Source organism: Paenibacillus sp. FSL H7-0943 (genome assembly GCF_037963265.1).
Lineage (GTDB): Bacteria > Bacillota > Bacilli > Paenibacillales > Paenibacillaceae > Paenibacillus_AQ > Paenibacillus_AQ odorifer.
The window spans coordinates 3,695,594-3,718,585 of record NZ_CP150148.1; the positions used below are offsets into that span (position 1 = coordinate 3,695,594).

Here is a 22,992-nt window from a genome sequence, read left to right on the forward strand (position 1 = left end):
ATTAAATATTGCGCAGCATAGAGATATATTCCTCAACAATGTCTTCCCCCTCAATGATCAGATCACCAAGATTGTCCATTGCGATTTCATTAATCTCATCAATTAGAAGCTCTGACATCGTGCCATTAGCAGCAGCCAGCTTCAGTAAAGCTTGACTTCCATTCTCATCCAAAAGAGCAAGCAGTGCTTCCCGTTGTAGTGGACTTAAAGCATTGGCAAACTGTTCTGCCTCCGATCCTATGCTAACCGCTTGAGCTTCTTCAATCACCTCTACAGGCAACAATTCTTCCTTACTATCTTGTATTGGATCGATTTCACCGATAGTTGCTTCGAGCTCGCTAGCCTCGTAATCTTGCTCGTCCATATTCTCAACCGTAAGCATTGTCCGTACAATTTCAGAATCACTTTGCAGGCGTTCTAGCTTCTCAGGATCTATGACGACTGTCGGCCCTTTGTCTTCCTGCGTCTCTTTAAGGTACTCACGCTTTAGAAAACGAGTGATCAAATCGTCCATATCGGCATCTACATTAATACCTTTAAGTCGTCCGCGGTAGCCCATCAGTTCCCGGAGTTTATTCTCAGTCAGACGAAATAGCCTTGTAATCAGACTGCGAAGTGGTGGAGATTTACTAATACGTACAACCGGTATAAGAACAGAATAGCCATATAATGAAATATCATATACGGCACTTCGGAATAAATAACGCTCCCGCATCACCGCTGGTCCAGGCGGAAACATTTCAACTAGATTGGAGCCGTGTTTCCGGGTGACATAAGCATTAATTAACGCCACGACCTGCGGAATGTATTGTTCAAGAGCTTCTTTGCCTTCTCCGATGTAGAACTTGGATTTACTAATATCATAGTCAGACATTGCCGTTAATACTGCGAAGGTTAGCTGCTCAGGAGCAGTCGTCAGTCCTCTCATTAATTCAAGCTCCGCCAGATCCCCAGCAAGACCACGTGAACGAGCCACAATGATAGAAAGCGGGACATCCAAATGATGTACAAAAGAGAAGTCCGCGATCCAGCCGCCAAGATATTGATCCAAACGTTTATAACTTTCCCGGTAAGCTTCCCAGATCAGATTTAGCTGCCTATAGCCATCATTAGGGTCAGTCCACCCCACGCCATTAATAAGCTCATATACATGCAGAAAAATATAAGAAAGATCTGTTTTCAGATATCTGCCTTGTCTAACTTCATTCCGCCAATAAAAATACCATCTGCTTTGCGTGCCTGTCATATGGCCATATGTAGGCCAGTAACTCTTAAAAGGAACAAAAAGCGCTGAGTCCTCAGTTTTTTCAACTAATTCCTTCGCTCTTGTTACGAACTGCCCTTCGGTGGTAGTCACAGGCTCCGGCGTTTCCATCTCTGTATCCCAAAGCTGCAGCTGTAATGAAGGTTCAGGGGTTGAATTTGTTTTGCCATTATTCTTAGAAGATGACTTAGGCAGCGCAGGTTCAGGGGAATTTCGCGGCGGAATCGGTACATTTTGTTCCGTACTTTCCCAGACTAATTCTGTGAAATGCGGCTGCTTCCTATCATTACTCATGTGCGATCGCTCCGTCCTTATAAATAAGGATTAATGTAAAAAAACGGTCCTGTTCACAACTGTGAAGGAACCGTTTTGTTCTTACGTGAATAGTGGTCATCCATACAGGACGACAACATCGTTTCTTCTTGATATTTTAGCATTGTTGATAGATTAACATCAAGTATGTAATGCAGAATCACACTTTAGAGAAGCTCGGTTCCCTTTGTTTCTTTGCCAAGGAACAATACCGCTAATGCACCGATAATAATCGTTACAAAAAATAGCATAAAGATCGAGCCAATCGCCATAGATTTACCTACTAGAACCCCTACCAGCAAAGGTGCGATAATGCCCCCAATCCGGCCAAAGGAAGTTGCTAAACCAGCGCCTGTGGAACGAATAGCCGTTGGGTACAGCTCTGGCGTATAAGCATACATGCCACCCCAAGCGCCAAGATTGAAGAAGGATAAACAAATTCCTGCAGCCATCAGCATGCCTTCAGTAGTCGCATTTCCGAACCATGCGGCGCTAACTGCAGTGAACAACATATAGATGACTAGGACAAATTTACGTCCGAACTTTTCAATAAAGTAAGCGGCAGTAAAATATCCAGGCAGCTGAGCGAGCGTCATAATAAGCACATACTCGAAGCTTTTGACCAAGCTGAAGCCTTTAAGTACCATAACTGTAGGCAGCCATAGAAACATGCCATAATACGAGAACACCACCGTAAACCATAAAATCCACAACATAATTGTAGAACGGCGATATTCTGGCGACCATACGGTAGCGATTCGTTTCTTTAAGGAAACGGGTGCCTTTTTAATCTCAGCAAATTTCGGTGAATCATCAATCGCCCGTCTTAGATATAAAGCGTAGAGTGCAGGTACAGCCCCAATTCCGAAAGCTATACGCCAGCCATAATCAGGGATAATGAAGAACGCGATTAATGCCGAAGCAATCCAACCGACTGCCCAAAAGCTCTCCAAAAGCACAACCGCACGGCCTCTCTCCTGAGCAGGCATGCTCTCTGAGACCAAGGTAGAAGCGACAGGCAGCTCTCCGCCAAGACCAAACCCAGCAATAAAACGAAGCACACAGAGGATCGCAAAGCCTGTTGCAAATGCAGATAATCCGCTTGCCGCCGAGAAAATAAGGAGTGTCCACAGCAATATCGGTTTACGGCCAAAGCGGTCTGCTAATATCCCTGCCGCTGCAGCACCTACTGCCATACCGACGGAATTAATACTAGTCAATATACCGATCTGCTCCGGTCCCAGATTCCAATCCTTAGCTAAAGCTGCTACAACAAAAGAAATCATTCCGACGTCCATTGCATCGAACATCCAGCTCAAGCCAGCGCTGAAGAGTAATTTCCTTTGTTTCGGATTCCGCAGCAGTGTCATTTGATTCACTTCGAAGCCCCCTTTTTCAACCCATTAACCAATAAACTTACTTTTGATTGTTTCACTTATACATTTTAAAATTGAAGTGCTCAAAAATCAAGAAATAAAGCAGCATTAAAGTATTGCCTAGCCAGCGATTGAAAATAACAGGTCTGCACAGAAATTGTGGCGATAAGCAGCATATTACGAACGGATTCTCTCTGCGCTCTCGACAAATGTGTCAGCCGGTTAATCACACGATCTATAGAGCTTTTTAATGAGGTATCATCTTTCCAAGAGAACTCCTTGTGCAACACTTGATCTACTTTACATTGCGTCTGAATCGATGGATTGCTTTTGATCTCCTCAAAAAGCCCTGCATAGGCGTAATACAGCTTGGCCGGTTCAATTAGATCATCATCATCGCGATCCGGCTTTAGGAACATTAGCTGGAACAGTTGGCGGATACTTTCAAAGTTAAGAGCGGATTTGAGATCATCGATAATAAACAAAAGCGCCGCCTGATTAACCGAATATTTCTTTCCTTCTTTAGGCGAACCGAGATATTCCTTGAAGTCGCGCTTGACCCAATTTTGCATAGCTGTGACGGTCAATGTGGAATACTCTATAAGATGGCCCAATGAAGCAATTTCACCAAGTGAAAAGCCTTTTACATGGCCGCCTTTAATGATCTTTTGTAATATGGGTGGAACATTGGTTGATAAAAAAGCGGGTAACGAAGTCCCCTTTTGTAATTCTTCACGGTGAAACTTTGCCCATGCCTCTTGGAGGATATTCAGCGGTTTCCGGTCTGACAATCCGGTCAATGAGAGCAGTAGACTGGACATCTCCACACGAGTCAATGCAAATGATTCCATATCTGTTTCCCTCCACCATTTGATATTTTACTGAAAAGTTCGTAGAATAGTTCATAAGAACTCATAATAATGAGTATAACCTATTTTAGGAACGAAAGGGATGGTAAAGATTATATGGGTATAGGACTTAGTTTGACGTTGGTGGTTATTTTGATTATTTTAACCGCTTTTTTTGTAGCAACAGAATTTGCATTGGTGAGACTTAGAGGTAGCCAGATCAGTCAAATGGTGCTTGACGGAAAGAAGAATGCCTTGGCAGTACAGAAGGTATCCGCTAATCTTGATGGCTATTTATCCGCTTGTCAGCTCGGGATTACTATCACTGCGCTGGGTATTGGTGCACTGGCAGAGCCTGCATTCGAACAGTTATTGCTTCCTATTTTCGACTGGGCCAATATCAGTTCTAGTGTGAGTCACCCTCTTGCGTTTTTACTCGCATTCATCATTGCAACATTCTTGCACGTCGTTGTCGGAGAACTTGCTCCGAAGACGGCAGCTATAAACATTCCGGAAAAAATCGGTCAAATTACTTCACCGCTGATTATTTGGTTCTACAGAATTTTGTACCCTCTCATTTGGTTCATGAACGGTTCCGCTAATATGCTTGTTCGTCTTTTTGGGATGAAACCAGCTAGTGAGCATGGAGACGCGCATAGTGAAGATGAGATTCGTTTGATCCTGTCCGAGAGTTACGAAAGCGGGAAAATCAATAAAGCCGAATATGGCTATGTTAACCGAATCTTTACTTTTGATGAGATGCTCGCCAAAGAAATCATGGTTCCGCGAACCGATATGGTATGTCTTTTCACCAATCATTCGTTGAAAGAAAATTTCCAAATTATCCGCAAGGAGCAATATACTCGTTTCCCTGTGGCACAAGGCAGCAAGGATAATATTATCGGAATGATCAACACGAAACAGCTCTATTTGCAGTATGATAACAATCCTGATTTTGATTTCCATAGTTTAATTCAACCCGTACTGACAGTATCTGAGGTGACACCGGTCAAGAATCTTCTAACTCGTATGCAGTTGGAGCGTGTGCATATTGCCTTGCTGCTTGATGAATATGGTGGAACATCCGGTCTCATCACGATTGAAGATATTTTGGAAGAAATCGTTGGTGAAATCCGTGACGAGTTTGACGGTGATGAACGCAGAGAAGTCGAAAAAATAAGCGATACTAACTATCTGTTCGATGGTAAGGTATCTCTGTTAGAGGTCAAGGATCTTACAGGGCTTGATTTCGAAGATGAAGAAGTGACCACAGTTGGAGGCTGGGTATACAGTCATATCGCAGATCCAGCCATTGGCAAAAGTATTGTTCGTGACCATGTAACATTGACCATCCGCGAGATGAACAGATACCGTGTCCGCAAGGTTGAGGTTGTTATCGAACAATCAAGCAACACTGAATCATCATAAATCACGAAATCATAACCTTTATTCATAAAAAAAGGATAGGGTCATCAGATTAAATCTGACACTCTATCCTTTTTTCTTTTTGGAGAATTTTGCTCATATAATATTCATCCACCCACTCACCATCGACAATAAGAGATTTCCGCTTCGTCCCTTCGATTTCAAACCCGCTCTTGGTATACAGCCCCAAAGCAGCTTGATTATGGGTCATGACGGATAACTCAAGACGAACAATCCCATTGTTCATAGCCCAGATGTCCATCTCACGGAACAGGCCAGCCCCAATCCCATTCCCCTGATATTGTTTCTGAATCCCAATCACTATGTACGCGCTATGTCTATTGCGTCTAACACTTCCACCTCTAACAGACAAGTAACCTGCCAAATGATCGTCAACCTCTGCCCCTATAAGAATTGAAGTTTCTGCTGCCAGAAAGCTTTCGAGCATTTCTTTGACCTGACAAAGACTAGCTTGTCTTTCATCCGGTTCCAATAACATAAATTTGGACTCTTGGTCTAACTGATGCTGAAGTCGAAGCAGTTCACCTGCATCCTCCGGCACCAGTTCTCTAAGTGTAACCATCATATCATCACTTCCAATCGTAAATAACTATAAGTACTTCTTGAATACCTTACTGGAGCTGCTATCATAACCAAGAATTTCGTAGAAACGATGCGCTTCTTCTCTCTTTGCAGCACTTGATAACATAATCTTAAGGGCTCCCTTGGAGATTGCTACATTCTCGGCATGTCTCATTAGCATTGCGCCATACCCTTTTCCTCGTACTTTTTCAGCCACAATGACTCTTTCTATGACAGCAAAGGGCCTATCGTCACACAAAGCATCCATACAAAAATGAAGATGTAACGACCCGACAATTGTTTCTTGTTCTTCGCACACATATAGAAAACTCTCCGGATGATCTGCTATCTGCTTCAGCCGCTCAGGAGATACATGAATAGCTGGATGCTCAGGCAGCAAAATCCGATAAAGTTCTTCAATGAAGGTAGCGTCTTCGGGCACTGCTTCTCTTATCATTCGTCTACTCCCTTCTATACAACGATTAACAACGACAGACCATGATCACATTTCCATCGGGATCTTTAAAATTAAACCAATGATCATGCTCAATATCCGTGAGAATCTCTCCTCCGTTGGCCTTTACATAATCATAAGCAGCATCAATATCCTCGGTGTTAAGATGAAACGAAGGGATGTTTAGAACAGATTCAGCGGTGTAAATCTTACTGTCCAAAACGATGCCCGGTCCCTGCATAGGGACTACATATAAATGACCGAATAATACCTCTCCATCTAATGGGAGTCCAAGCAATTGGCAATACCATTGTTTTGATTTCTCAATATCCTTTACCGGAATAAAAACAGCACCAATCTGATTCAGAATCGGACTTATCATCATTAAGAAAGCCTCCTCTTTTAAGTTGACGGATAGGGTGTTATTCTAGAATAATTCGATAAAATATGTCAATTACCTCCCTCCATTTAGGGAAGGGCTGGTAAGTTGTGTTATAATTCTGTGAGCATTACTCCAATATCACGTACGTCAGGAGAATTACATTGGCTAACCTGAACTTCGGTGGTTTTAAAATGACCCCGCCCAAAGTTTTATCACTAGGATTCTTAATCCTTATCACTGCCGGGACTTTTCTGCTTAGTCTCCCGGTCTCCTCAACATCCGGACAAATATCCTTTATCGATGCCTTGTTTATGGCGACTTCAGCCACTTGTGTAACAGGCCTTGCGGTCATTGATACGGGAACTCAGCTAACTACCTTCGGACAAGTTGTTCTACTCATTTTATTTCAAATCGGAGGATTAGGCTTTGTAACGATGGCTACTTTGATTACCTTGGTCCTTAATAAACGGATATCCTTGAAAGAGCGAATCCTTTTGCAAGAATCCATGAACCAAAATTCGATGCAGGGAATTGTACTCTTAATCCGTAGAGTCCTGATCTATTCTCTTGTTATTCAGCTGTCGGGGGCCGTGTTGTTTGCTGGAAGGTTTATGATGGATATGCCCTTTGGGAAAGCAGCATATTATGGGATTTTTCACAGTATATCTATCTTTAATAATGCAGGCTTTGATCTCTTCGGTGATATTCATGGGCCGTTTAGCGGACTTACTCGTTTTGTAAATGATCCCATTGTTAACTTCACCTCAATGAGTCTCATATTTCTTGGAGGGATTGGTTTTATCGTTCTCTCTGATCTTATGGACTTTCCTAAACGCAGAAGACTCACTCTTCATTCAAAGGTTGTTCTTTGGACTTCTCTTATATTGATTGTTATTGGTGCGGGGCTGTTTTTTTTACTGGAGTTTAATTCTACGCTGAAGCCCTTGAGTGCAAGCGGAAAGTTTTGGGCGACCTTTTTACAAGCGGTAACTCCGCGATCTGGTGGTGTCACCACCATTGAAGTTCCACTTTTACGGCAATCCACACAATTTCTGATGATTCTATTGATGTTTATCGGAGCTGCACCTGGGTCGACGGGTGGAGGAATCAAGATCACTACATTCGCCGTACTGGTTACTGCAGTAGCTGCGCGATTACGGGGGAAAGAAGATATTGTAATGTTCCGCCACCGGATCGCTAAAGAAAATGTATATAGAGCCCTTACTATCACATTAATGTCTCTTATGCTGCTTGTCATCGCTACGATGTTATTATCCTTAACCGAGAGCGCTGAATTTCTAACTGTACTTTTTGAAGCAGTATCTGCTTTTGGAACCTCAGGCTTATCTATGGGCCTTACTCCGGAACTGACTACGGCAGGAAAGGTTCTAGTGATTATCCTGATGTTTATGGGCCGGACCGGACCACTTACACTTGCTTATGCTTTGAAACCAAAAGGCAGTAAAGAACTGTACCGTTACCCAGAAGGTAAGATAACGATTGGATAATCATGATATGGCCAGCGGCTACCAGATAATGCCGCTGGCGTCATATCAATAATATTATTGTTCTTCCACGATTTCTTGTTGATCAAGTGCAGCATCCAGCAACTGATTGTACACATCATCGTTATTCTCCAGCAATGCATCCGTTTCTAAGAACTGTTCCTCGCTCCCAGGCTCACCCGCAAAGCTTAGACTGTAATCCCATTCCGTTCCTCTTGTACTGAAGAAAGTAATTTCATATGGAGCCTTATGATTTTCGAGAGTGAATACAGTCCTCCCTACATAACTTTTATCTTCTTTACGGCTCATTTCAGCACTTACGATCTCTAAATTCATCCACTTATCTTCCTTCCTATCATCAAATCAGCTACCCTTTCAGTATATCATTGAAATGAATGTAATTCCTTCTCTTTGCACTGTAAATTCCACGTAATTGACTTTTTTCATCCGGCGGTTAATAATTTAGTACAATGCTTGTAAAGTACTAAACTATTAGTAAATGGAGGAAATTACAATGACTGATTTTCAGGCTAAGCTTAGTAAATATGCAGATTTAGCTGTACAAATAGGTGTTAATGTTCAACCCGGGCAAATTCTAGTGGTGAATGCACCGATTCTTGCCGCTGATTTCGTACGTCTAATTACCGCTAAGGCATATGCTATCGGAGCAAGTTTAGTTAAGGTGAACTGGAGTGATGCAAGCATTACACGCCAACAGTTTGAACACGCTGCACCAGAGGTATTCACTCAGCCTCCTACTTGGTACGCAGGTGAAATGACTGAATTCGCCGAAAAAGGTGCGGCTATCCTTAACGTGATCGCTGAAGATCCTGATGCACTTAAAGGTATTGATCCAGTTCGTATCTCCAATTTTCAAAAAGTACGAGGAGCTGCCCTCACCAAATATCGTGAAATGCAAATGTCCGACAAAGTGAGCTGGAGTATTGTAGCTGTTCCTTGTCAAGCTTGGGCGGATAAAGTATTCCCTGAGGTTCCAGCCGAAGAACGTGTAGATAAACTCTGGGAAGCCATTTTCCACACTGTGCGTCTTGACCGTGAAGATCCAGTAGCTGCATGGCAGGAGCATCTTGACACCTTGGAGCAAAAAGCGAATGTACTCAACGCAAAAAAATATAAAAAGCTGCATTACATAGCACCTGGCACTGACCTTAGCATCGAGCTTCCTGAAGGCCATATCTGGGCACAAGGAGACAGCATTAATGCAAAAGGTCATTCTTTTGTAGCCAATATGCCTACCGAAGAAGTCTTCACTGCACCACTAAAGACTGGTGTTAATGGCACTGTAAGAAGTACAAAGCCACTTAGTCATGGCGGCAACATCATCGATGGCTTCTCTATTAGCTTTGAGAACGGCCGTATTATAAGTGTTACTGCTGAGCAAGGTCAAGAAGCGCTAGAGCACCTCATTAGCATGGATGAAGGAGCGAAATACTTAGGGGAGGTTGCCTTGGTTCCTCATAAATCCCCTATTTCTGAATCCAACATTCTTTATTACAACACATTGTTTGACGAAAATGCTTCTAATCACCTTGCTATAGGTATGGCTTATGCCTTCTGTTTAGAAGGCGGTAAAGACATGAATCCAGAGCAGTTAATTGAGCATGGCCTCAACAATAGTGTAACCCATGTGGATTTCATGATCGGGTCAGCTGAGATGAACATTTACGGGATAACTGCTGATGGAACTGAAGAACCTGTCTTCCTGAATGGAAACTGGGCGTTCTAATTTAAGCACACAAGAGATACAGGATATTGGGAGGAATAGAAACTATGTTGGATTTCAAGCAAAAGCTGGAGAATTACGCATTGCTGGCCGTGAAGATTGGCGTTAATATTCAACCGGGTCAGACACTCGTTGTGAATGCAGATATTGTATCCGCAGAGCTTGTGCGACTTGTGGTTCGCAAAGCCTATGAAGCCGGCGCGAGACTTGTAAAGGTGAATTATAGTGATGAAGTTGTATTACGTACACGTTATGATCTTGCTCCATCTGATTCCTTCCTGGAGCCGCCGCAGTGGCAAGCCGATGAATTAGAGGATCTTGCTAAAAAGGGAGCCGCATTTCTAACCATTATCTCCGCTGACCCAGATCTTTTAAAAGGCGTTGAACCGGGAAGAATTGCCGATAATCAACGTATTTCTGGGCAGACCCTAGCACCTTATCGTGAGTACTTAATGGGGAATCATGCGAGCTGGAGCGGCCTTGCCTTCCCATCAGCCTCTTGGGCGGCAAAAGTGTTCCCTGACGCTCCATCAGAGCAGCAGGTTGAACTATTATGGGACGCCATCTTTAAAGCCACACGTGCGGATCAGGAAGATCCTATTGAAGCATGGAGCCGCCATTTAGATGGACTCAAAACTCGTTGCGCTTCCTTGAATGAAAGTAAGTTTCGCAAGCTGCATTATACAGCACCTGGTACAGATTTAACTATTGAGTTGCCGGAAGGACACATCTGGTGTCAGGCAGGAGCTGTGAACGGTAAGGGCGTCCCTTTCCTAGCCAACATTCCAACGGAAGAAGTGTTTACTGCCCCTCTGAAGTCTGGTATTAATGGTAAAGTGAGCAGCACTAAGCCACTTAGCTACGGCGGCAATCTAATCAATAACTTCACGCTGACCTTTGAGAACGGTAAAGTGATTGATTTTACTGCTGAAGAAGGCGCAGAAACTTTGGCATCACTAATCGCACTGGATGAAGGATCTTCCTATCTTGGTGAAGTTGCTTTGGTGCCTTTCCACTCTCCGATTTCTGAGAGCGGTATTCTTTATTACACTACGTTGTATGATGAGAATGCCTCCTGTCATTTGGCTTTAGGTGCAGCTTATGCCTTCACAATTCAAGAAGGAATTACGATGACTAAAGAACAGCTGTTGGAAAAAGGAATGAATCAAAGCCATACCCATGTTGACTTTATGATGGGCTCTCCTGAAATGAATATTGACGGAATTAACGATGATGGAACAACAGTACCTATCTTCCGTAATGGGGATTGGGCTTAAGGCATAAACAACACCCGTTAGATCCTAGGTAGAACCAATTTCAAATAACCCGCTTAGCTCTCTAATTAGAGAGTAAGCGGGTTGTTTTTGTTTTAACAGCAACATTTCAGGTGGTAAAATGCCCAAATTTGAATAAAAATTCAATATTTGTTCACACTATTGTTGATTTCTGTTCACAAATATGTCACAATACAGTTAAGGATTGAATTTCCAAGGAGGGGATTATCATGTTGAGAGACCCAGTATCCAAAGAAGTTGACAGCCTCGAAGAAGAACAGCTAGAAATTCAACCACCGGTAGATTCAAGAATTGTTGCATCTAATGCTATTAAATACACTGCCTATGTTATGCTGCTTTTTGGATTCTTGTATTTCCTGATTGCTTACTTGGCGCCTATGTTGGAACCTTAATGTGATGGATATAATTTTATTGGAAAACGCTTACGGTTAATCACTCTCTATGGAGCAGTGATTAACCGTTTTTATTAATTCCATGAGAATGCTTTGTTTGTCCAAGCTATTGCTGTTGGCGACCATACCCCGTTCATCTTCGTTTGTATCCAAGCTACGGCCTCTTCTCTATCCCCTTCAAAAGCGGATAAACCGTTATCTGACATCCAGTGACTGACCGTCTCGAACGAGGTGCTGCTCCAACCATTTACATCACCTTCATCATTCAGGCGTTGGTTGATGCCTGAGATCACCATATCTAACGATCCTTGCAGCTCAGTAACCGCGTTATCGAAGGCTGTTTTCTTTTCTTTTGCCTTCATATCAGCCTCTGCCCGAAGTTTACGTGTATCAATGCCTTCATGTTCACGAACAATCTGCAGTAAGGTCACAGCTTCTTTACTAGCCAACCCATCCTTATACCGCTCTTCAATAGATTTGGTACTGCCTACTGCTGCTACAAATGCCGGGAACCACTCCCTTGAGACCAAAATAGCCTTTTTCTTAATAAACTTTCCGTATCCTGCAAGGCCCTCACCTGGAAACTGCGCACGCCATGACCACGGATCTAAATCTGTCCCAGTATGCCAATTCTCGGGCTTAGTCAAGCCGTTTAAAGACGGGTGCCCGGGAATCAGCGCAGCAAGCGGTAAAATCCCCAATTTCGCAATAATCTCTGCTGTTTCCCCATAAGTGGTGACACTACCTTGTTCATATTCCTGACCCATTTGTTCATCATCTCCTAGATCTAATCTAATTTAATCTGATTTCATATTTCCAATTCCGGTTATAAAAGTGCTAATCAAGCGGGTTAGACTCTCGTTAGTATCGAGCGCCATACCAAATCCACCCTTTTGCTCCAAAGAGGCGAATCCATGTAGGATACTCCGTAATCCCCTTACGGCATGAAGTTCTCCTTCTTCACCTAATTGATAACTCTTCATCACCTGAATTATAAACTGCAAAATATGCTCACCAGCCGCTTCAAGCTCCGTGTTCTCCTGTTCAGGCGCTCGTAGTGTAGTCTCATACAAACCTGGTCTACTTCTAGCAAAATCCACATATGCTCGGCCCATCGCGTGTACAGCAGCATCTCCATTTAATCCCTCAGCTGCGTTCGACATGCATGTAAATAATAACTCTAAACCGTAAATGGCGAGCCCAGTCCGCAAATCCTGCAGGCCATTTATATGGTTATATAGTGACGGGGAACGAACACCTAGTTTAGCTGCTAGTGCAGCCAAGGTAACAGCTTCTATACCTTCAGCATCGGCAATTTCTGCTGCTCTAATCACTAGCGTGTGACGATCTAATCCTGCTCTAGGTGACATTTAATTACTCCTATCCTGAATCATTTGTGCCTTACGTATGGCTTTCTCCATCTCTTGCTTTGGCGCTTTAAGTAAGTTGCCGTGACCCACAGCAAGTAAAGCTGGAGATAACTCTAGAAGCTTAATCGCACTATTCAGAGCTTGAGCTTTATTCCATGTAGCCATTGCTGGAAAAGGAAACAGGGGGATGATGGTTCCTGCCACCGCAGTTCCCCGGAAGGTCTGAAGAGCATCCCCCACGATTACAGCACCGCTGCGTGAATCAAGGAAAGACATAGAGCCGGGGGTATGTCCTGGAGTGTGAATCGCTGATAATGAGCCAATGGTATCCCCTTCGTGGAGAAGGACGTCTGGCTTGGTAGCTATCTTCTTCGGCACGCCTCCCTTAATAGGGGTCTGAGGTTCTCCTTCCCGAAGTGAACGATCTCCATGAAGTAATGCCGAATCTCGCTCAGAGATGTACACCTGAGCCTCTGGACGTTGCTTTTTCAGTCCATCCAGTGCCCCAATATGATCATCATGCGCATGCGTTAAGATTATGCGTGTAAGCTTCTTATTTAGCTTCGCTTCAGTCTCCATAATTCCTTTTAGACTAAATGGCATAGCGGCATCTATTAAAGTCAATCCATCGTTTTCCTCAATAATGTAACAATTCACTGGAAAAAAATTAGGCATCCAAGTCAATTGCAATAAATGACCTTCACGTGTTACTCTCATCCTTACCCCTCCGATAAACTAATGGTATTAGCTTAAATATAAACTAATGACATTAGTTTTGCAAGAAGTGGTTATCTTTAATATTTAATCTTTAATCTTTAATCTTTAATTCTCAATGTTCTTGTCAGCATTTTTGTTGGATTTATTAATTATGTACCACATCGCCCAAGTGACCCCTATGAAAAAAACAACCGCCCCCACGAGAGTACTCGATATATTTTTTCTAATATCCACTTCTCCCGCTTCTCTAAAATCAAGCAAAAATGTTAGCGTGGCCCAAATAATCGTGCTGATAACTCCCGATATTAAATGAATCTTCTTAAACCGTCTGAGTTCTCCATCCTTACTCGGCAGCAGGTATATCCCATCTTTGACACAACGAACGGTAACATACAAGCAACCTAACAGCATAATCCCAAAAGTATCAACCCAGTATTTGATGTCCCACTCCAGGATAAATACTTTTACCAAAAGGCTAATCATAAATCCCACTAACACAATCAACAATCCGTGCGTACTAAACTTCTGAATTTCTGTGATAATTCGTTCGTCTTTAATCTTTGGCCCTTTCACAACTAATCCTCCCAAAAAATATCGTTTAATGACGTATCCAACGCCTTGCAGATGGCTATGCACAGCTTAATCGTCGGGTTATAGTTACCAGCTTCAATCAAGCCGATCGTCTGCCGTGTAACCCCTACAACTTCCGCTAACTGTTCTTGGGAAAGATTCTTTTGGATCCTAGCCAGCTTCAACTTGATGTTTTTGTTCTCTCCCACTCCATAACCCCTTTTAATGTTTGTCATGCATTCCATTTTCCACCATTGTAATCTATATCGGTCATTATGTACATTATATATTGCATTTAATTGGTGGGATCAACGTTTGACTTTAGGATCGACGTGTCATATTAGGGGCAACGTTTCATATTAAGATCAACGTTTCATATTAGGATCCAGACTTCATTTTCCATTCCCTCTCCGTCAGGAAATACTTTCTCCCCACCGTTGGATCAAATGGTGAAGAGTGATTGTAACTGAGTACATAGCCAGTCAGCTGCGATGCCTAACTCGCCGCCTTTGCTAGTATGTAAGTACACTTTTGCCAATATTTCGGACTCAGATGACCTTATTATGCAAATTCGAGTGTTTTCTGCGGGGCATCGGACTCAATTGCAGCTATTTACTCAAAACCACACAGATTCTGCGCCTCTACAAGGTAATAAGCGCTATGCGGTCCGATACTTCTGCAAAATGACTTAAAAAGCTCAAATAGCTGCAATACGGTCCGTAACATGAGGTTCTTTAGTTAGTTTGGGTTATACGCCTACTTGAGCCTACTTGAGCTTCAATAGCTTCATTAGCTTCATTAGCTTCATCAGATTCTTGAGGTTATCTTGGCTCTTTTTACTTTTTTGACTACTTTTGTGACTTGAGCTTCTTTGCTTACTTGGGTTAATTCGGTAACTAGACATCATTGGTTTGGTTCTTAGGTTACTTTGGGTTCTTGCGCGATTTGAACTATCCCCCATGCTTGTGAACACACTTTTGCCGATGGTTCGGACTCAGTTGATCTTATTTCACCATTTCAAACGTTTTAGGCGAGCTATCGGACTCAGTTGCAGCTATTTACTCATAACCACACAGATTCTGCGCCTCTACATGCTAATAAGAGCTATGTGGTCCGATAGATCGGCAAAGTGACTCAAAAAGCTCAAATAGCTGCTATACAGTCCGTAACATACTGAGGGTCTTTAGTTAGTTTGGGTTAGTTTGGAGTTAGTTCACTTATTCGCCGTTGCATCGGACTGAGTGAAGCTAGAATAAAAAGTGGACAGTAGTTAACAGACTGGCGATAATGAGTCCACGGAGGTGTGTTCACATGGGAGAACATCGACAACGGTATAACGAAGAATTTAAAAAACAGACAGTGCAGTTCATTCAAGAGCAAACAAAGACAGTGGGCGACTTGGCGGAAGAGCTCAACATCCCAAAAAGTACCCTGCATCAATGGATGAGCCAGTATCGAGAACTAAAGAATGAACCGGCAGCTAGCGTGGATCGAGTACGGGAACTCGAGGCACAGTTGAAGGAGATGCGTCGGCAACTTCAAGAAAAAGATAACAAGATTGCCGATGTGGAAGAGGAATTAGCGATCGTAAAAAAAGCAGTGCACATCTTCAGCAAACCAAGGAACTGAGATTCCAGTTTATTGAAAAACATCGCTCCGAGTTTCTCTTGGAGAAGATGTGCATGACCCTACATGTGTCACGGAGCGGGTACTACAAGTGGCGGACAGAAAAAACCAGTACGCATATGCTTCGTAAGGCTGCGATAATGAAGCGAATTCAGTATCATTTTGCAGACCATCAAAAGCGGTATGGGAGTCCGAAGATCACCCGCCTGTTACATCAAGAAGGTTATACCGTTACCGAACGCACGGTGAGTGTGTACATGCGACATATGAAGCTTCGCTCCATTGTCTCCAAAACGTATCGCGTACAGACCACCGACTCCAATCATGACCATCCGATTGCCCCGAATACGCTGAACCAGCAATTTAAAATACTCAAACCCAATTCAGTATGGGTTACCGACATTACTTACATTCCTTGCCGGGGAGGGCGCTTGTACCTGGCAAGTGTGATGGACCTTTGCACGCGCGAAATCGTGGGGTGGCGCTTGGAGAACCATATGGAAACTAGCTTGATTTCGGGCGCTTTACAAGATGCTTACGAAGCTAAACAACCGGAAAAGGGTCTATTACATCACTCCGATAGAGGTTCTCAATATACTTCTCATGAATACACGAAGCAGTTGAAAGCGTATGGCATGGAGTCCAGCATGAGCCGCAGAGGTAACTGTTATGATAACGCCTGTATCGAGTCGTGGCACAGCATTTTGAAAAAGGAGCTCATTTATTGTAATCCGCGATTCAAAACTAAGGAGCAAGCCTACCAGACACTTTTTCAATATATTGAATTTTACTATAACCGCAAGCGAATGCATGGCGCGCTGGGGTATCTTTCTCCAGTTCGTTTTGCTGAGCAATTGACTAGAATGTCTGTTGCGTGACTGTCCACTTTCTTGACAGAGGTCCAGAGGAGTCCTTATTTCGTAGATTTGCAGCTAATTGACGTGCTATCGGACCCAGTTGCAGCTATTTACTCATAACCACACCAATTCTGCACAGTTACATGGTAATAAGAGCTATGCGGTCCGATAGATCGGCAAAATGACTCAAAAAGCTCAAATAGCTGCAATACAGTCCGATACGGAGATCAGTAGGAAGCCCGCAGGAGGTCAGTAGGAGATCATTAGGAAGTAAGTAGAAGGTTGAGCCACATCAGCAGAGGAACCAGCAACGAAACGTGATCAGCACCTAGCAGCCCTTCCCCCCTCACCCGACTACGGCTAGTCTAAGCAACAAAAAAAGCATCCCTAAGGATACTTTTGATCTTTCGATGCTAATGATCTATCGATGTTTTTGATCTTTTGATCTTTCGATCTTTCGATCTTTTTGATCTTTCGACGCTTTTTCGATATTTTTGATCTTTCGCCGCTTTTAATATACGAATGCCTTCGACTTTCCTTATTCCACTACGCCATTCTCTGGATAGAAGTCTACGATCTTCAGCAGCTCCGAAGCGTCTGTGCGTGGACGGCTGTCAGGTACAGTCTCCGGATATCCGGCATGGATCATGGCTACAATTTTTTCGCCGGGCTTCACACCAATTTTAGTGCGGAATTCAGGGTTGTTGATGTATGGATCAGTCTTCCAAATCGTTCCTACACCTTGCTCCCAAGCTGCGAGCTGGAAGTTCTGTACAAGTGCGGACGCTGCTGCAAAATCCTCGTCCCACTCTCTCTGCCGAGGATCTTCAGGCATCACTACGATTACTGTTAATGGAATATTCGAGATATATTCTTTACGTTTAGCAGCCACTTCTGGATCAGCTATAGCACGTTTTACAAAAGCAAATGCAGATTCAGCTAGGAATTTCGAACCTTCCCCTTGAAAGGCAATAAATCTCCACGGCTCACGCACACCATGATTCGGTGCCCATACCGCTACATTTAATAATTCCTCTAAAAGGCCTTGTGGAAGTGGATCTTTTTTAAAAAGCTTAATCGAGCGTCGTTCTTTTATTATTTCGGCCACACTATTCTGTTGAGTCTGTTGAGATTGCGTCATAAGATCCACTCCCTAATATAGTAATAATGATAATCATTATCACAAATGATACAGCATCTTTCTACCTTTTGCAAATAACAGGTAACCATTCGAATCACAGTTAATTTCATATAAAAACAACCGATATACTTCGCAGAAACTTTCGGATGTTATTGTTTCTCTGCATATTAACTTTTGAATTCACAAAAAAACACCGTTCCCGAAAGAACGATGTTCACAGCTTCAGCCGAATCGGCCCATGATATATTCTTGCGTCATTTGATTCTCTGGATTGGTAAAGACTTTATCCGTCTTATCATATTCGACAAGGGAGCCTAGATAAAAGTATGCGGTATAATCAGAGATCCGAGCTGCCTGCTGCATATTATGTGTCACAATAACGATGCGAAGCTCTTCTTTTAACTCCTTGATTAGCTCCTCTACTTTACCTGTGGAGACCGGGTCTAGAGCTGATGCTGGTTCGTCCAAGAGCAGGATTTGCGGGTTAACCGACAACGCTCTAGCAATACAAAGACGCTGCTGTTGTCCACCGGAAAGTGCAAGCGCTGAATCTTTTAAACGATCCTTTACCTCATCCCACAATGCTGCTTTGCGAAGACTGCTCTCAACAATCTCATCAAGAGCCTTTTTACCTTTAATGCCATGATATTTAGGTCCAAAAGCGATGTTATCGTAAATCGATTTATAGAACGGATTTGGCTTTTGCCATACCATCCCGATCTTCTGACGCAGCTTAATCACATCCGTACCCGGAGCATTAATATCCACTCCATCAATCCAGATGCTTCCTTTTGTTTTTGAGCCAGAAATTTCGTCATTCATCCGGTTCAAAGAACGAAGAAAGGTTGATTTACCGCAGCCGGAGGGGCCGATCAGTGCAGTAACCGTATTTTCAGCAAATGGAAGGCTTATCCCCTTTACTGCCTCATATGTTCCGTAAAAAATACTCAGGTCTTCGGTTTGAAAAGATTCACGCACTGCTGTTGCCGACGTTCCCATCGATTACTCCTCCTACATCTCTACTTTAATTTGTATGATTAGTTCATTCTTTTTGAAGCTGTAAGCTTACGATAAATAAATCTTCCGAAATAACGTGCTGCCAGATTGAAGATTAACACCATAATTACAAGCACCGCCGAAGCTCCCGCAGCAATTTGTGCAGCGTCTGGAGCTAGACCTTCACTGTTGACCTTCCAAATGTGGACAGCCAGCGTTTCCGCTGGACGGAAGGGATTCAGTGGTGAATTCGCACTAAGTGGATTCCAGTTGGTGAAATCCAATCTTGGACTACTCATCCCTGCTGTGAACATCAAGGCAGCTGCTTCCCCAAAGACACGGCCAGCGGACAAGATAGTACCTGTAATAATTGTAGGTAATGCTACCGGAAACAACACCGAGGTAACAATTTTCCACTTGGACAATCCTAGTGCAAAACCAGCCTCTTTTTGTTGTTTTGGAACACTACGGAAAGCTTGCTCTGTAATCCGCACCATCAGCGGTAGATTAAAGACCGTCAATGCCAGCGCACCGGAGATTAAGGAGAAGCCCAGATTGAAATAGTTAACAATCAGCAATAGACCAAACAAGCCGACTACGATGGAAGGGAAAGATGACAATACTTCAACAATCAAGCGAATAAAGCCGGTAATCTTACCGGGACGAGCATATTCCGCCATATAAATACCGGCACCCAGTCCAAGCGGAACTGTAATAATAAGCGTCAGTACTAACAGGAATAAGGAGTTAAATAGCTGCGGTCCGATCCCTCCACCTGCACGAATCTTTTGCGGTGCGGAGAAAAGAAAATCCCAACTGATATGGCTTAAGCCTCTAAAGAGGATATATCCCAAAAGTCCAAGTAGAATGACAACGATGAGCATCGCGAAAAATACAATAAGACTGGTGGCAATTTTATTTACGGTTCTCGGCTTCAAATTTTATTTCTCCTTTCAAGCATTCTCACAAAGAAGACAAATACGAAAGTCATCAGCATGAGAACCAGTGCCATACTCCACAGTGCATTATTGTGAGGTGAGCCCATGGTCGTGTTCCCCATACCGAGTGTGATCACACTGGTCAAGGTAGAAGCTGACTCAAAGAGTGATTTTGGTACGAATGGCGCGTTCCCGATAACCATTTGTACAGCGAGTGCTTCACCGAAAGCACGAGCCATTCCCAATACAATCCCTGTCATAATGGCAGGAAAGGTTGTTGGAATAATCACCCGCGAAATCGTCTGCCACCGGGTGGCACCAAGCGCATAGGAAGATTCTTTTAAGTTTTGCGGCAATGAAGCCAGCGCGTCTGCAGCCACGCTTGTAATCGTCGGAAGAATCATTACCGAGAGCACAAGCGCGCCTGCAGCTACCCCGATGCCTTGGCCCGGCAGGTTGTTGCGTAGAAACGGTACAATTACACTTAATCCGATGAAACCATATACTACCGAAGGAATCCCTGCCAAAAGCTCAATAACAGGTTGAAGTAATTTTTTGCCCCACCCTGGAACAATCTCAGTCATAAATAACGCAGCGCATAAGCTAAGTGGACTAGCAATCAATGCGGCAAGCAAAGTAACCAAAAAGGACCCCGAGATAAATGGAAAAGCTCCGAAGGAAGGCGTATCCGCTTCAGGCGACCACTTTGTACCGAATAGAAATTCAGAAACTGTAGCATTGCCACTTGTGAAGGTTGAAATTCCTTTAGACGCTACAAAATATACCATCGATACAATGATTGTTATCAACAGTAATACACAGAAGGACATATAAGTACGTCCAACAAAATCTTCAATATGATGTTTTTCGAATCGTGAGTTCTTTAGTTTCACCCTCAATTGCTCCCTCTTTCTAAAGTGAAAAGAGAGGCAGATGTATCCGCCTCTAATCACTTGAGATTCTAATCAATAACATTGCCTAGAATTAAATTACTTAGCGGTAACAGTTCCTGCAACGTCGCGAACAACTTGCATTTTAACAGCTGGGATGTATCCAAGTTCAACAACTTCACCTGTTTGCACTTCGTCAGTTAAGAAAAAGTCGAGGAATGCTTTTACTGTTGCGTTAGGTTCACCATTTGTGTACATATGCTCGTAAGCCCATACTGGGTATTTACCCGAAACAACATTGTCAACAGATGCTTCTACACCGTCAAGACTAAGTGTTTTAATGGAATCATCCAGGTAAGAAAGAGCAAGGTATCCGATTGCCCCTGGAGTTTCACCGATCATTTTCTTAACCGTACCGGAGGAATCTTCTTGAATCGAACCTGGGATATCTTCTGTTTTGGTTCCAAGCGCAAAGCTTTCAAAGGTTGCACGAGTACCGGAGCTGCCTGGACGGTTGATGATTTGGATTTTTTGATCCGCTCCGCCGACTTCAGACCAGTTAGTGATTTTACCAGTGAAAATGTCCACCAGTTGTTGTTTAGTCAAGCTATCCACACCAGCATCAGGATGAGATACTGCTGCGATCGCTACTACTGCTACTTGATGATCTACGAGTGCTGCTGCTTTTTCTGCATCTGCATCTTTTAATTTTTCTTCTGCGAATACGTCAGAGTTTCCGATATCTACTTGTTTCTCAGCTACTTGAGTAAGACCAGTACCACTGCCACCGCCTTGAACTTGAATGTCCACGCCAGTGTTTTTATCCATGAAATTCTCTGCTACCAGCTCAACCAAGGGTTGTAATGCTGTTGAACCTGAAGCCAGAATCGAACCACTTATTTCAGCGCCGCCGCTTCCTTCGTTAGTTGCTGCAGCGTTTCCTCCTGTGTTGTTTGCCCCGCCGTTACCGCAAGCCGATAGTGCCAGTACGCTTGTTAAAGCCAAAGTCATGATCCATGATTTTTTGAATTGCATTGTTTTGTCTCCTCCTAAATGGTTTGTTAGCATGGCTCCCTGATCAGTTCATACCAAACTGGCTTCGAAAGCTTTAACATGGTGTTGTGGAGCTTGGCCCCCATATGCATGGTTACTGTAAAAGTTCATCAAACGCATATGTTATATGTTGTCCGGGACTTCTTGGCCCCTCTGACTCTTCTTATTCTAGAGCTCGTTCGTTAGAGAAACTTCTTATCTTTGTAAAGCGAACGAAAAAAATACCAATATAAAGTATATATCTGTATAGATATAATCTATAATGGAGATATAATTTATAATCCAACTTAGCATTATGTGGAGGAAAGTCATGAATATTATGAAATTGAACATCGTAGTTCTAATTGAAAAATATAAAAAAGTAACCGATGTAGCCGCAGAATTAGGCCTTAAACAGCCAACTGTTTCTTTTCATATGAAGAATCTGGAGGCTGAGCTCGGAACCCCTCTATTTCTTTACCGAAGCGGAAGAGTGCTGCTTACGGATGCTGGACGAGCCCTTTATCAATACGCCCTCAAAATCGTCTCTCTCACAGCAGAAGCTGAGCGCACAGTTAAACAATTTTCTTCCCCCTCAAAAGGAATATTAGAGCTGGAAGCCAGTTTTATTCCTGCAACTTATATTTTACCTAATGTGTTAATCCAATTCATGAAACTCTATCCGGGGATTAACAACTCTTTGACTGTTCAAAGCGATTCTTTGTTACGTGAGCGTCTCCGTAGTCGGGATATTCAGATGGCCATTTTACATACTGCGGATTGGCAGGACGAATCTTTTGATTTTCAGCTTATTGTCCGTGATGAACCTGTCCTAATTTTTGCAACTGGTCATCCATTTGAAGGCCTAGAGAAATTAACACCTGAACTAATTGCCAATGAGCCGTGGATTCAGCATGAGCAAGGATCTTGTTTACGAGGGTATGCCGATCAATGGGCACAATTCAATCAAATCCGTTTATGGAACCGATCCGAGCTGAATTCTCCAGAAGTGATTAAGCAGCTAGTTAGCGGGAGTGATTGTGTTGGTATATGTTCTAAAGCGGCGGTTAAAGCTGAGATTGAGCTAGGCAAGCTTAGCTATGCCAACCTGCCAGGGATTCTGCCTGAAAGCGGCGGGTTTGTGCTCGGCTGGCGTAAAGATCATATTTTAACACCGTTGCAGCAATCCTTTGTTGATATAGTAACGACTCTTGATCTTTAAAAAAACAAGGAAGCTTCTAAAGCCACAAACGGTTTTAGAAGCTTCCTTGTTCAT

Annotated in this window: 25 protein-coding genes; 8 read left to right on the top strand and 17 right to left on the bottom strand. The window is 43.2% G+C overall.

Annotated elements, in window-relative coordinates; all coding sequences use genetic code 11:
* Position 1: 1 nt before the first annotated feature.
* From NSQ55_RS16075 to NSQ55_RS16085, 3 genes are all read right to left on the bottom strand, one after another.
* Positions 2-1,558 carry a TerB N-terminal domain-containing protein gene (locus NSQ55_RS16075; RefSeq protein WP_339167997.1) on the bottom strand — a complete coding sequence of 519 codons (1,557 nt, stop codon included), beginning with the start codon at positions 1,556-1,558 and terminating at the stop codon, positions 2-4.
* 185 nt (positions 1,559-1,743) lie between these two features.
* Positions 1,744-2,955: an MFS transporter gene (locus tag NSQ55_RS16080; protein WP_143761951.1), complete on the bottom strand. Its 1,212-nt coding sequence runs from the start codon at positions 2,953-2,955 to the stop codon at positions 1,744-1,746.
* An 80-nt stretch (positions 2,956-3,035) separates the two neighbouring features.
* The gene (locus tag NSQ55_RS16085; RefSeq protein WP_076190239.1) at positions 3,036-3,803 is read right to left on the bottom strand and encodes a DUF1836 domain-containing protein; all 768 of its coding nucleotides are present in this window, start codon (positions 3,801-3,803) and stop codon (positions 3,036-3,038) included.
* Positions 3,804-3,917: 114 nt separating this feature from the next.
* On the opposite strand from NSQ55_RS16085, the gene NSQ55_RS16090 reads away from it, so the two are divergent.
* The gene (locus NSQ55_RS16090; protein ID WP_339168001.1) at positions 3,918-5,228 is read left to right on the top strand and encodes a hemolysin family protein; all 1,311 of its coding nucleotides are present in this window, start codon (positions 3,918-3,920) and stop codon (positions 5,226-5,228) included.
* A 49-nt stretch (positions 5,229-5,277) separates the two neighbouring features.
* Here the strand turns inward: NSQ55_RS16090 and NSQ55_RS16095 are convergent, their stop codons facing one another.
* Genes NSQ55_RS16095 through NSQ55_RS16105 form a run of 3 tightly spaced genes read right to left on the bottom strand, consistent with a single transcriptional unit; the run spans position 5,278 to position 6,643 of the window.
* Complete coding sequence (locus tag NSQ55_RS16095; RefSeq protein ID WP_076126651.1) at positions 5,278-5,811, bottom strand: GNAT family N-acetyltransferase; 534 nt, start codon at positions 5,809-5,811, stop codon at positions 5,278-5,280.
* Positions 5,812-5,835: 24 nt separating this feature from the next.
* On the bottom strand, positions 5,836-6,264 hold the full coding sequence (locus tag NSQ55_RS16100) for a GNAT family N-acetyltransferase (RefSeq protein WP_076184843.1): 429 nt from the start codon (positions 6,262-6,264) through the stop codon (positions 5,836-5,838).
* 25 nt (positions 6,265-6,289) lie between these two features.
* A complete protein-coding gene (locus NSQ55_RS16105; protein WP_036677380.1) occupies positions 6,290-6,643 on the bottom strand; it encodes a VOC family protein in 354 nt (117 codons plus the stop codon).
* Positions 6,644-6,834: 191 nt separating this feature from the next.
* Here NSQ55_RS16105 and NSQ55_RS16110 point away from each other — a divergent pair, with 191 nt between their 5' ends.
* On the top strand, positions 6,835-8,151 hold the full coding sequence (locus tag NSQ55_RS16110; protein ID WP_076184980.1) for a TrkH family potassium uptake protein: 1,317 nt from the start codon (positions 6,835-6,837) through the stop codon (positions 8,149-8,151).
* A 54-nt stretch (positions 8,152-8,205) separates the two neighbouring features.
* Here NSQ55_RS16110 and NSQ55_RS16115 read toward each other — a convergent pair whose 3' ends face one another.
* Positions 8,206-8,484, bottom strand: coding sequence for a hypothetical protein (locus NSQ55_RS16115; protein ID WP_076126655.1), 279 nt, complete (start codon positions 8,482-8,484; stop codon positions 8,206-8,208).
* Positions 8,485-8,662: 178 nt separating this feature from the next.
* Here NSQ55_RS16115 and NSQ55_RS16120 point away from each other — a divergent pair, with 178 nt between their 5' ends.
* From NSQ55_RS16120 to NSQ55_RS16130, 3 genes are all read left to right on the top strand, one after another.
* Positions 8,663-9,895, top strand: coding sequence for an aminopeptidase (locus NSQ55_RS16120; protein WP_036676902.1), 1,233 nt, complete (start codon positions 8,663-8,665; stop codon positions 9,893-9,895).
* 44 nt (positions 9,896-9,939) lie between these two features.
* Positions 9,940-11,169 (top strand): aminopeptidase, encoded by a 1,230-nt coding sequence (locus tag NSQ55_RS16125; RefSeq protein ID WP_076126659.1) that lies wholly within the window; start codon positions 9,940-9,942, stop codon positions 11,167-11,169.
* A 227-nt stretch (positions 11,170-11,396) separates the two neighbouring features.
* Positions 11,397-11,579, top strand: coding sequence for a hypothetical protein (locus NSQ55_RS16130; RefSeq protein WP_076126661.1), 183 nt, complete (start codon positions 11,397-11,399; stop codon positions 11,577-11,579).
* Between the two features lie 74 nt (positions 11,580-11,653).
* Here NSQ55_RS16130 and NSQ55_RS16135 read toward each other — a convergent pair whose 3' ends face one another.
* The 5 genes from NSQ55_RS16135 to NSQ55_RS16155 all read right to left on the bottom strand — a co-directional run bounded on the left by NSQ55_RS16135 (position 11,654) and on the right by NSQ55_RS16155 (position 14,445).
* Complete coding sequence (locus NSQ55_RS16135) at positions 11,654-12,346, bottom strand: hypothetical protein (RefSeq protein WP_339168005.1); 693 nt, start codon at positions 12,344-12,346, stop codon at positions 11,654-11,656.
* 30 nt (positions 12,347-12,376) lie between these two features.
* Positions 12,377-12,949: a TetR/AcrR family transcriptional regulator gene (locus tag NSQ55_RS16140; RefSeq protein ID WP_076190237.1), complete on the bottom strand. Its 573-nt coding sequence runs from the start codon at positions 12,947-12,949 to the stop codon at positions 12,377-12,379.
* Positions 12,950-13,666 (bottom strand): MBL fold metallo-hydrolase, encoded by a 717-nt coding sequence (locus tag NSQ55_RS16145; RefSeq protein ID WP_339168008.1) that lies wholly within the window; start codon positions 13,664-13,666, stop codon positions 12,950-12,952. It abuts the gene before it with no gap.
* Between the two features lie 105 nt (positions 13,667-13,771).
* Complete coding sequence (locus NSQ55_RS16150; RefSeq protein WP_339168009.1) at positions 13,772-14,239, bottom strand: DUF6773 family protein; 468 nt, start codon at positions 14,237-14,239, stop codon at positions 13,772-13,774.
* A 2-nt stretch (positions 14,240-14,241) separates the two neighbouring features.
* Positions 14,242-14,445, bottom strand: a complete 204-nt coding sequence (locus NSQ55_RS16155) for a helix-turn-helix transcriptional regulator (RefSeq protein WP_036676881.1) — start codon at positions 14,443-14,445, stop codon at positions 14,242-14,244.
* 1,102 nt (positions 14,446-15,547) lie between these two features.
* Here NSQ55_RS16155 and NSQ55_RS16160 point away from each other — a divergent pair.
* Positions 15,548-15,865 carry a transposase gene (locus NSQ55_RS16160; RefSeq protein WP_076305695.1) on the top strand — a complete coding sequence of 106 codons (318 nt, stop codon included), beginning with the start codon at positions 15,548-15,550 and terminating at the stop codon, positions 15,863-15,865.
* Positions 15,866-15,876: 11 nt separating this feature from the next.
* Entirely contained in the window at positions 15,877-16,740 is an 864-nt protein-coding gene (locus NSQ55_RS16165) for an IS3 family transposase (protein ID WP_256715073.1), read from the top strand.
* 517 nt (positions 16,741-17,257) lie between these two features.
* On the opposite strand, the gene NSQ55_RS16170 is transcribed toward NSQ55_RS16165, so the two are convergent.
* The 5 genes from NSQ55_RS16170 to NSQ55_RS16190 all read right to left on the bottom strand — a co-directional run bounded on the left by NSQ55_RS16170 (position 17,258) and on the right by NSQ55_RS16190 (position 21,719).
* Entirely contained in the window at positions 17,258-17,860 is a 603-nt protein-coding gene (locus tag NSQ55_RS16170; RefSeq protein WP_076099095.1) for a nitroreductase, read from the bottom strand.
* Between the two features lie 222 nt (positions 17,861-18,082).
* Positions 18,083-18,859: a phosphate ABC transporter ATP-binding protein PstB gene (pstB, locus tag NSQ55_RS16175; protein ID WP_036687516.1), complete on the bottom strand. Its 777-nt coding sequence runs from the start codon at positions 18,857-18,859 to the stop codon at positions 18,083-18,085.
* Positions 18,860-18,897: 38 nt separating this feature from the next.
* Positions 18,898-19,794 (bottom strand): phosphate ABC transporter permease PstA, encoded by an 897-nt coding sequence (pstA, locus tag NSQ55_RS16180; protein WP_076184366.1) that lies wholly within the window; start codon positions 19,792-19,794, stop codon positions 18,898-18,900.
* A complete protein-coding gene (gene pstC / locus NSQ55_RS16185; RefSeq protein ID WP_036687519.1) occupies positions 19,791-20,693 on the bottom strand; it encodes a phosphate ABC transporter permease subunit PstC in 903 nt (300 codons plus the stop codon). Before pstC ends, pstA begins: the two co-directional genes overlap by 4 nt.
* Before the next feature lie 90 nt (positions 20,694-20,783).
* A complete protein-coding gene (locus NSQ55_RS16190) occupies positions 20,784-21,719 on the bottom strand; it encodes a phosphate ABC transporter substrate-binding protein PstS family protein (protein ID WP_076126671.1) in 936 nt (311 codons plus the stop codon).
* 328 nt (positions 21,720-22,047) lie between these two features.
* Here NSQ55_RS16190 and NSQ55_RS16195 point away from each other — a divergent pair, with 328 nt between their 5' ends.
* Positions 22,048-22,938, top strand: a complete 891-nt coding sequence (locus NSQ55_RS16195) for a LysR family transcriptional regulator (protein WP_076184367.1) — start codon at positions 22,048-22,050, stop codon at positions 22,936-22,938.
* Positions 22,939-22,992 lie beyond the last annotated feature (54 nt).

Excerpts from the sequence above, each read along its gene's own strand:
- NSQ55_RS16075 (WP_339167997.1), bottom strand. The coding sequence starts at position 1,558 with ATGAGTAATGATAGGAAGCAGCCGCATTTCACAGAATTAGTCTGGGAA.
- NSQ55_RS16085 (WP_076190239.1), bottom strand. The coding sequence starts at position 3,803 with ATGGAATCATTTGCATTGACTCGTGTGGAGATGTCCAGTCTACTGCTC.
- NSQ55_RS16090 (WP_339168001.1), top strand. The coding sequence starts at position 3,918 with ATGGGTATAGGACTTAGTTTGACGTTGGTGGTTATTTTGATTATTTTA.
- NSQ55_RS16095 (WP_076126651.1), bottom strand. The coding sequence starts at position 5,811 with ATGATGGTTACACTTAGAGAACTGGTGCCGGAGGATGCAGGTGAACTG.
- NSQ55_RS16100 (WP_076184843.1), bottom strand. The coding sequence starts at position 6,264 with ATGATAAGAGAAGCAGTGCCCGAAGACGCTACCTTCATTGAAGAACTT.
- NSQ55_RS16105 (WP_036677380.1), bottom strand. The coding sequence starts at position 6,643 with ATGATAAGTCCGATTCTGAATCAGATTGGTGCTGTTTTTATTCCGGTA.
- NSQ55_RS16110 (WP_076184980.1), top strand. The coding sequence starts at position 6,835 with ATGACCCCGCCCAAAGTTTTATCACTAGGATTCTTAATCCTTATCACT.
- NSQ55_RS16115 (WP_076126655.1), bottom strand. The coding sequence starts at position 8,484 with ATGAATTTAGAGATCGTAAGTGCTGAAATGAGCCGTAAAGAAGATAAA.
- NSQ55_RS16120 (WP_036676902.1), top strand. The coding sequence starts at position 8,663 with ATGACTGATTTTCAGGCTAAGCTTAGTAAATATGCAGATTTAGCTGTA.
- NSQ55_RS16125 (WP_076126659.1), top strand. The coding sequence starts at position 9,940 with ATGTTGGATTTCAAGCAAAAGCTGGAGAATTACGCATTGCTGGCCGTG.
- NSQ55_RS16130 (WP_076126661.1), top strand. The coding sequence starts at position 11,397 with ATGTTGAGAGACCCAGTATCCAAAGAAGTTGACAGCCTCGAAGAAGAA.
- NSQ55_RS16135 (WP_339168005.1), bottom strand. The coding sequence starts at position 12,346 with ATGGGTCAGGAATATGAACAAGGTAGTGTCACCACTTATGGGGAAACA.
- NSQ55_RS16140 (WP_076190237.1), bottom strand. The coding sequence starts at position 12,949 with ATGTCACCTAGAGCAGGATTAGATCGTCACACGCTAGTGATTAGAGCA.
- NSQ55_RS16145 (WP_339168008.1), bottom strand. The coding sequence starts at position 13,666 with ATGAGAGTAACACGTGAAGGTCATTTATTGCAATTGACTTGGATGCCT.
- NSQ55_RS16160 (WP_076305695.1), top strand. The coding sequence starts at position 15,548 with ATGGGAGAACATCGACAACGGTATAACGAAGAATTTAAAAAACAGACA.
- NSQ55_RS16170 (WP_076099095.1), bottom strand. The coding sequence starts at position 17,860 with ATGACGCAATCTCAACAGACTCAACAGAATAGTGTGGCCGAAATAATA.
- pstB (WP_036687516.1), bottom strand. The coding sequence starts at position 18,859 with ATGGGAACGTCGGCAACAGCAGTGCGTGAATCTTTTCAAACCGAAGAC.
- NSQ55_RS16190 (WP_076126671.1), bottom strand. The coding sequence starts at position 21,719 with ATGCAATTCAAAAAATCATGGATCATGACTTTGGCTTTAACAAGCGTA.
- NSQ55_RS16195 (WP_076184367.1), top strand. The coding sequence starts at position 22,048 with ATGAATATTATGAAATTGAACATCGTAGTTCTAATTGAAAAATATAAA.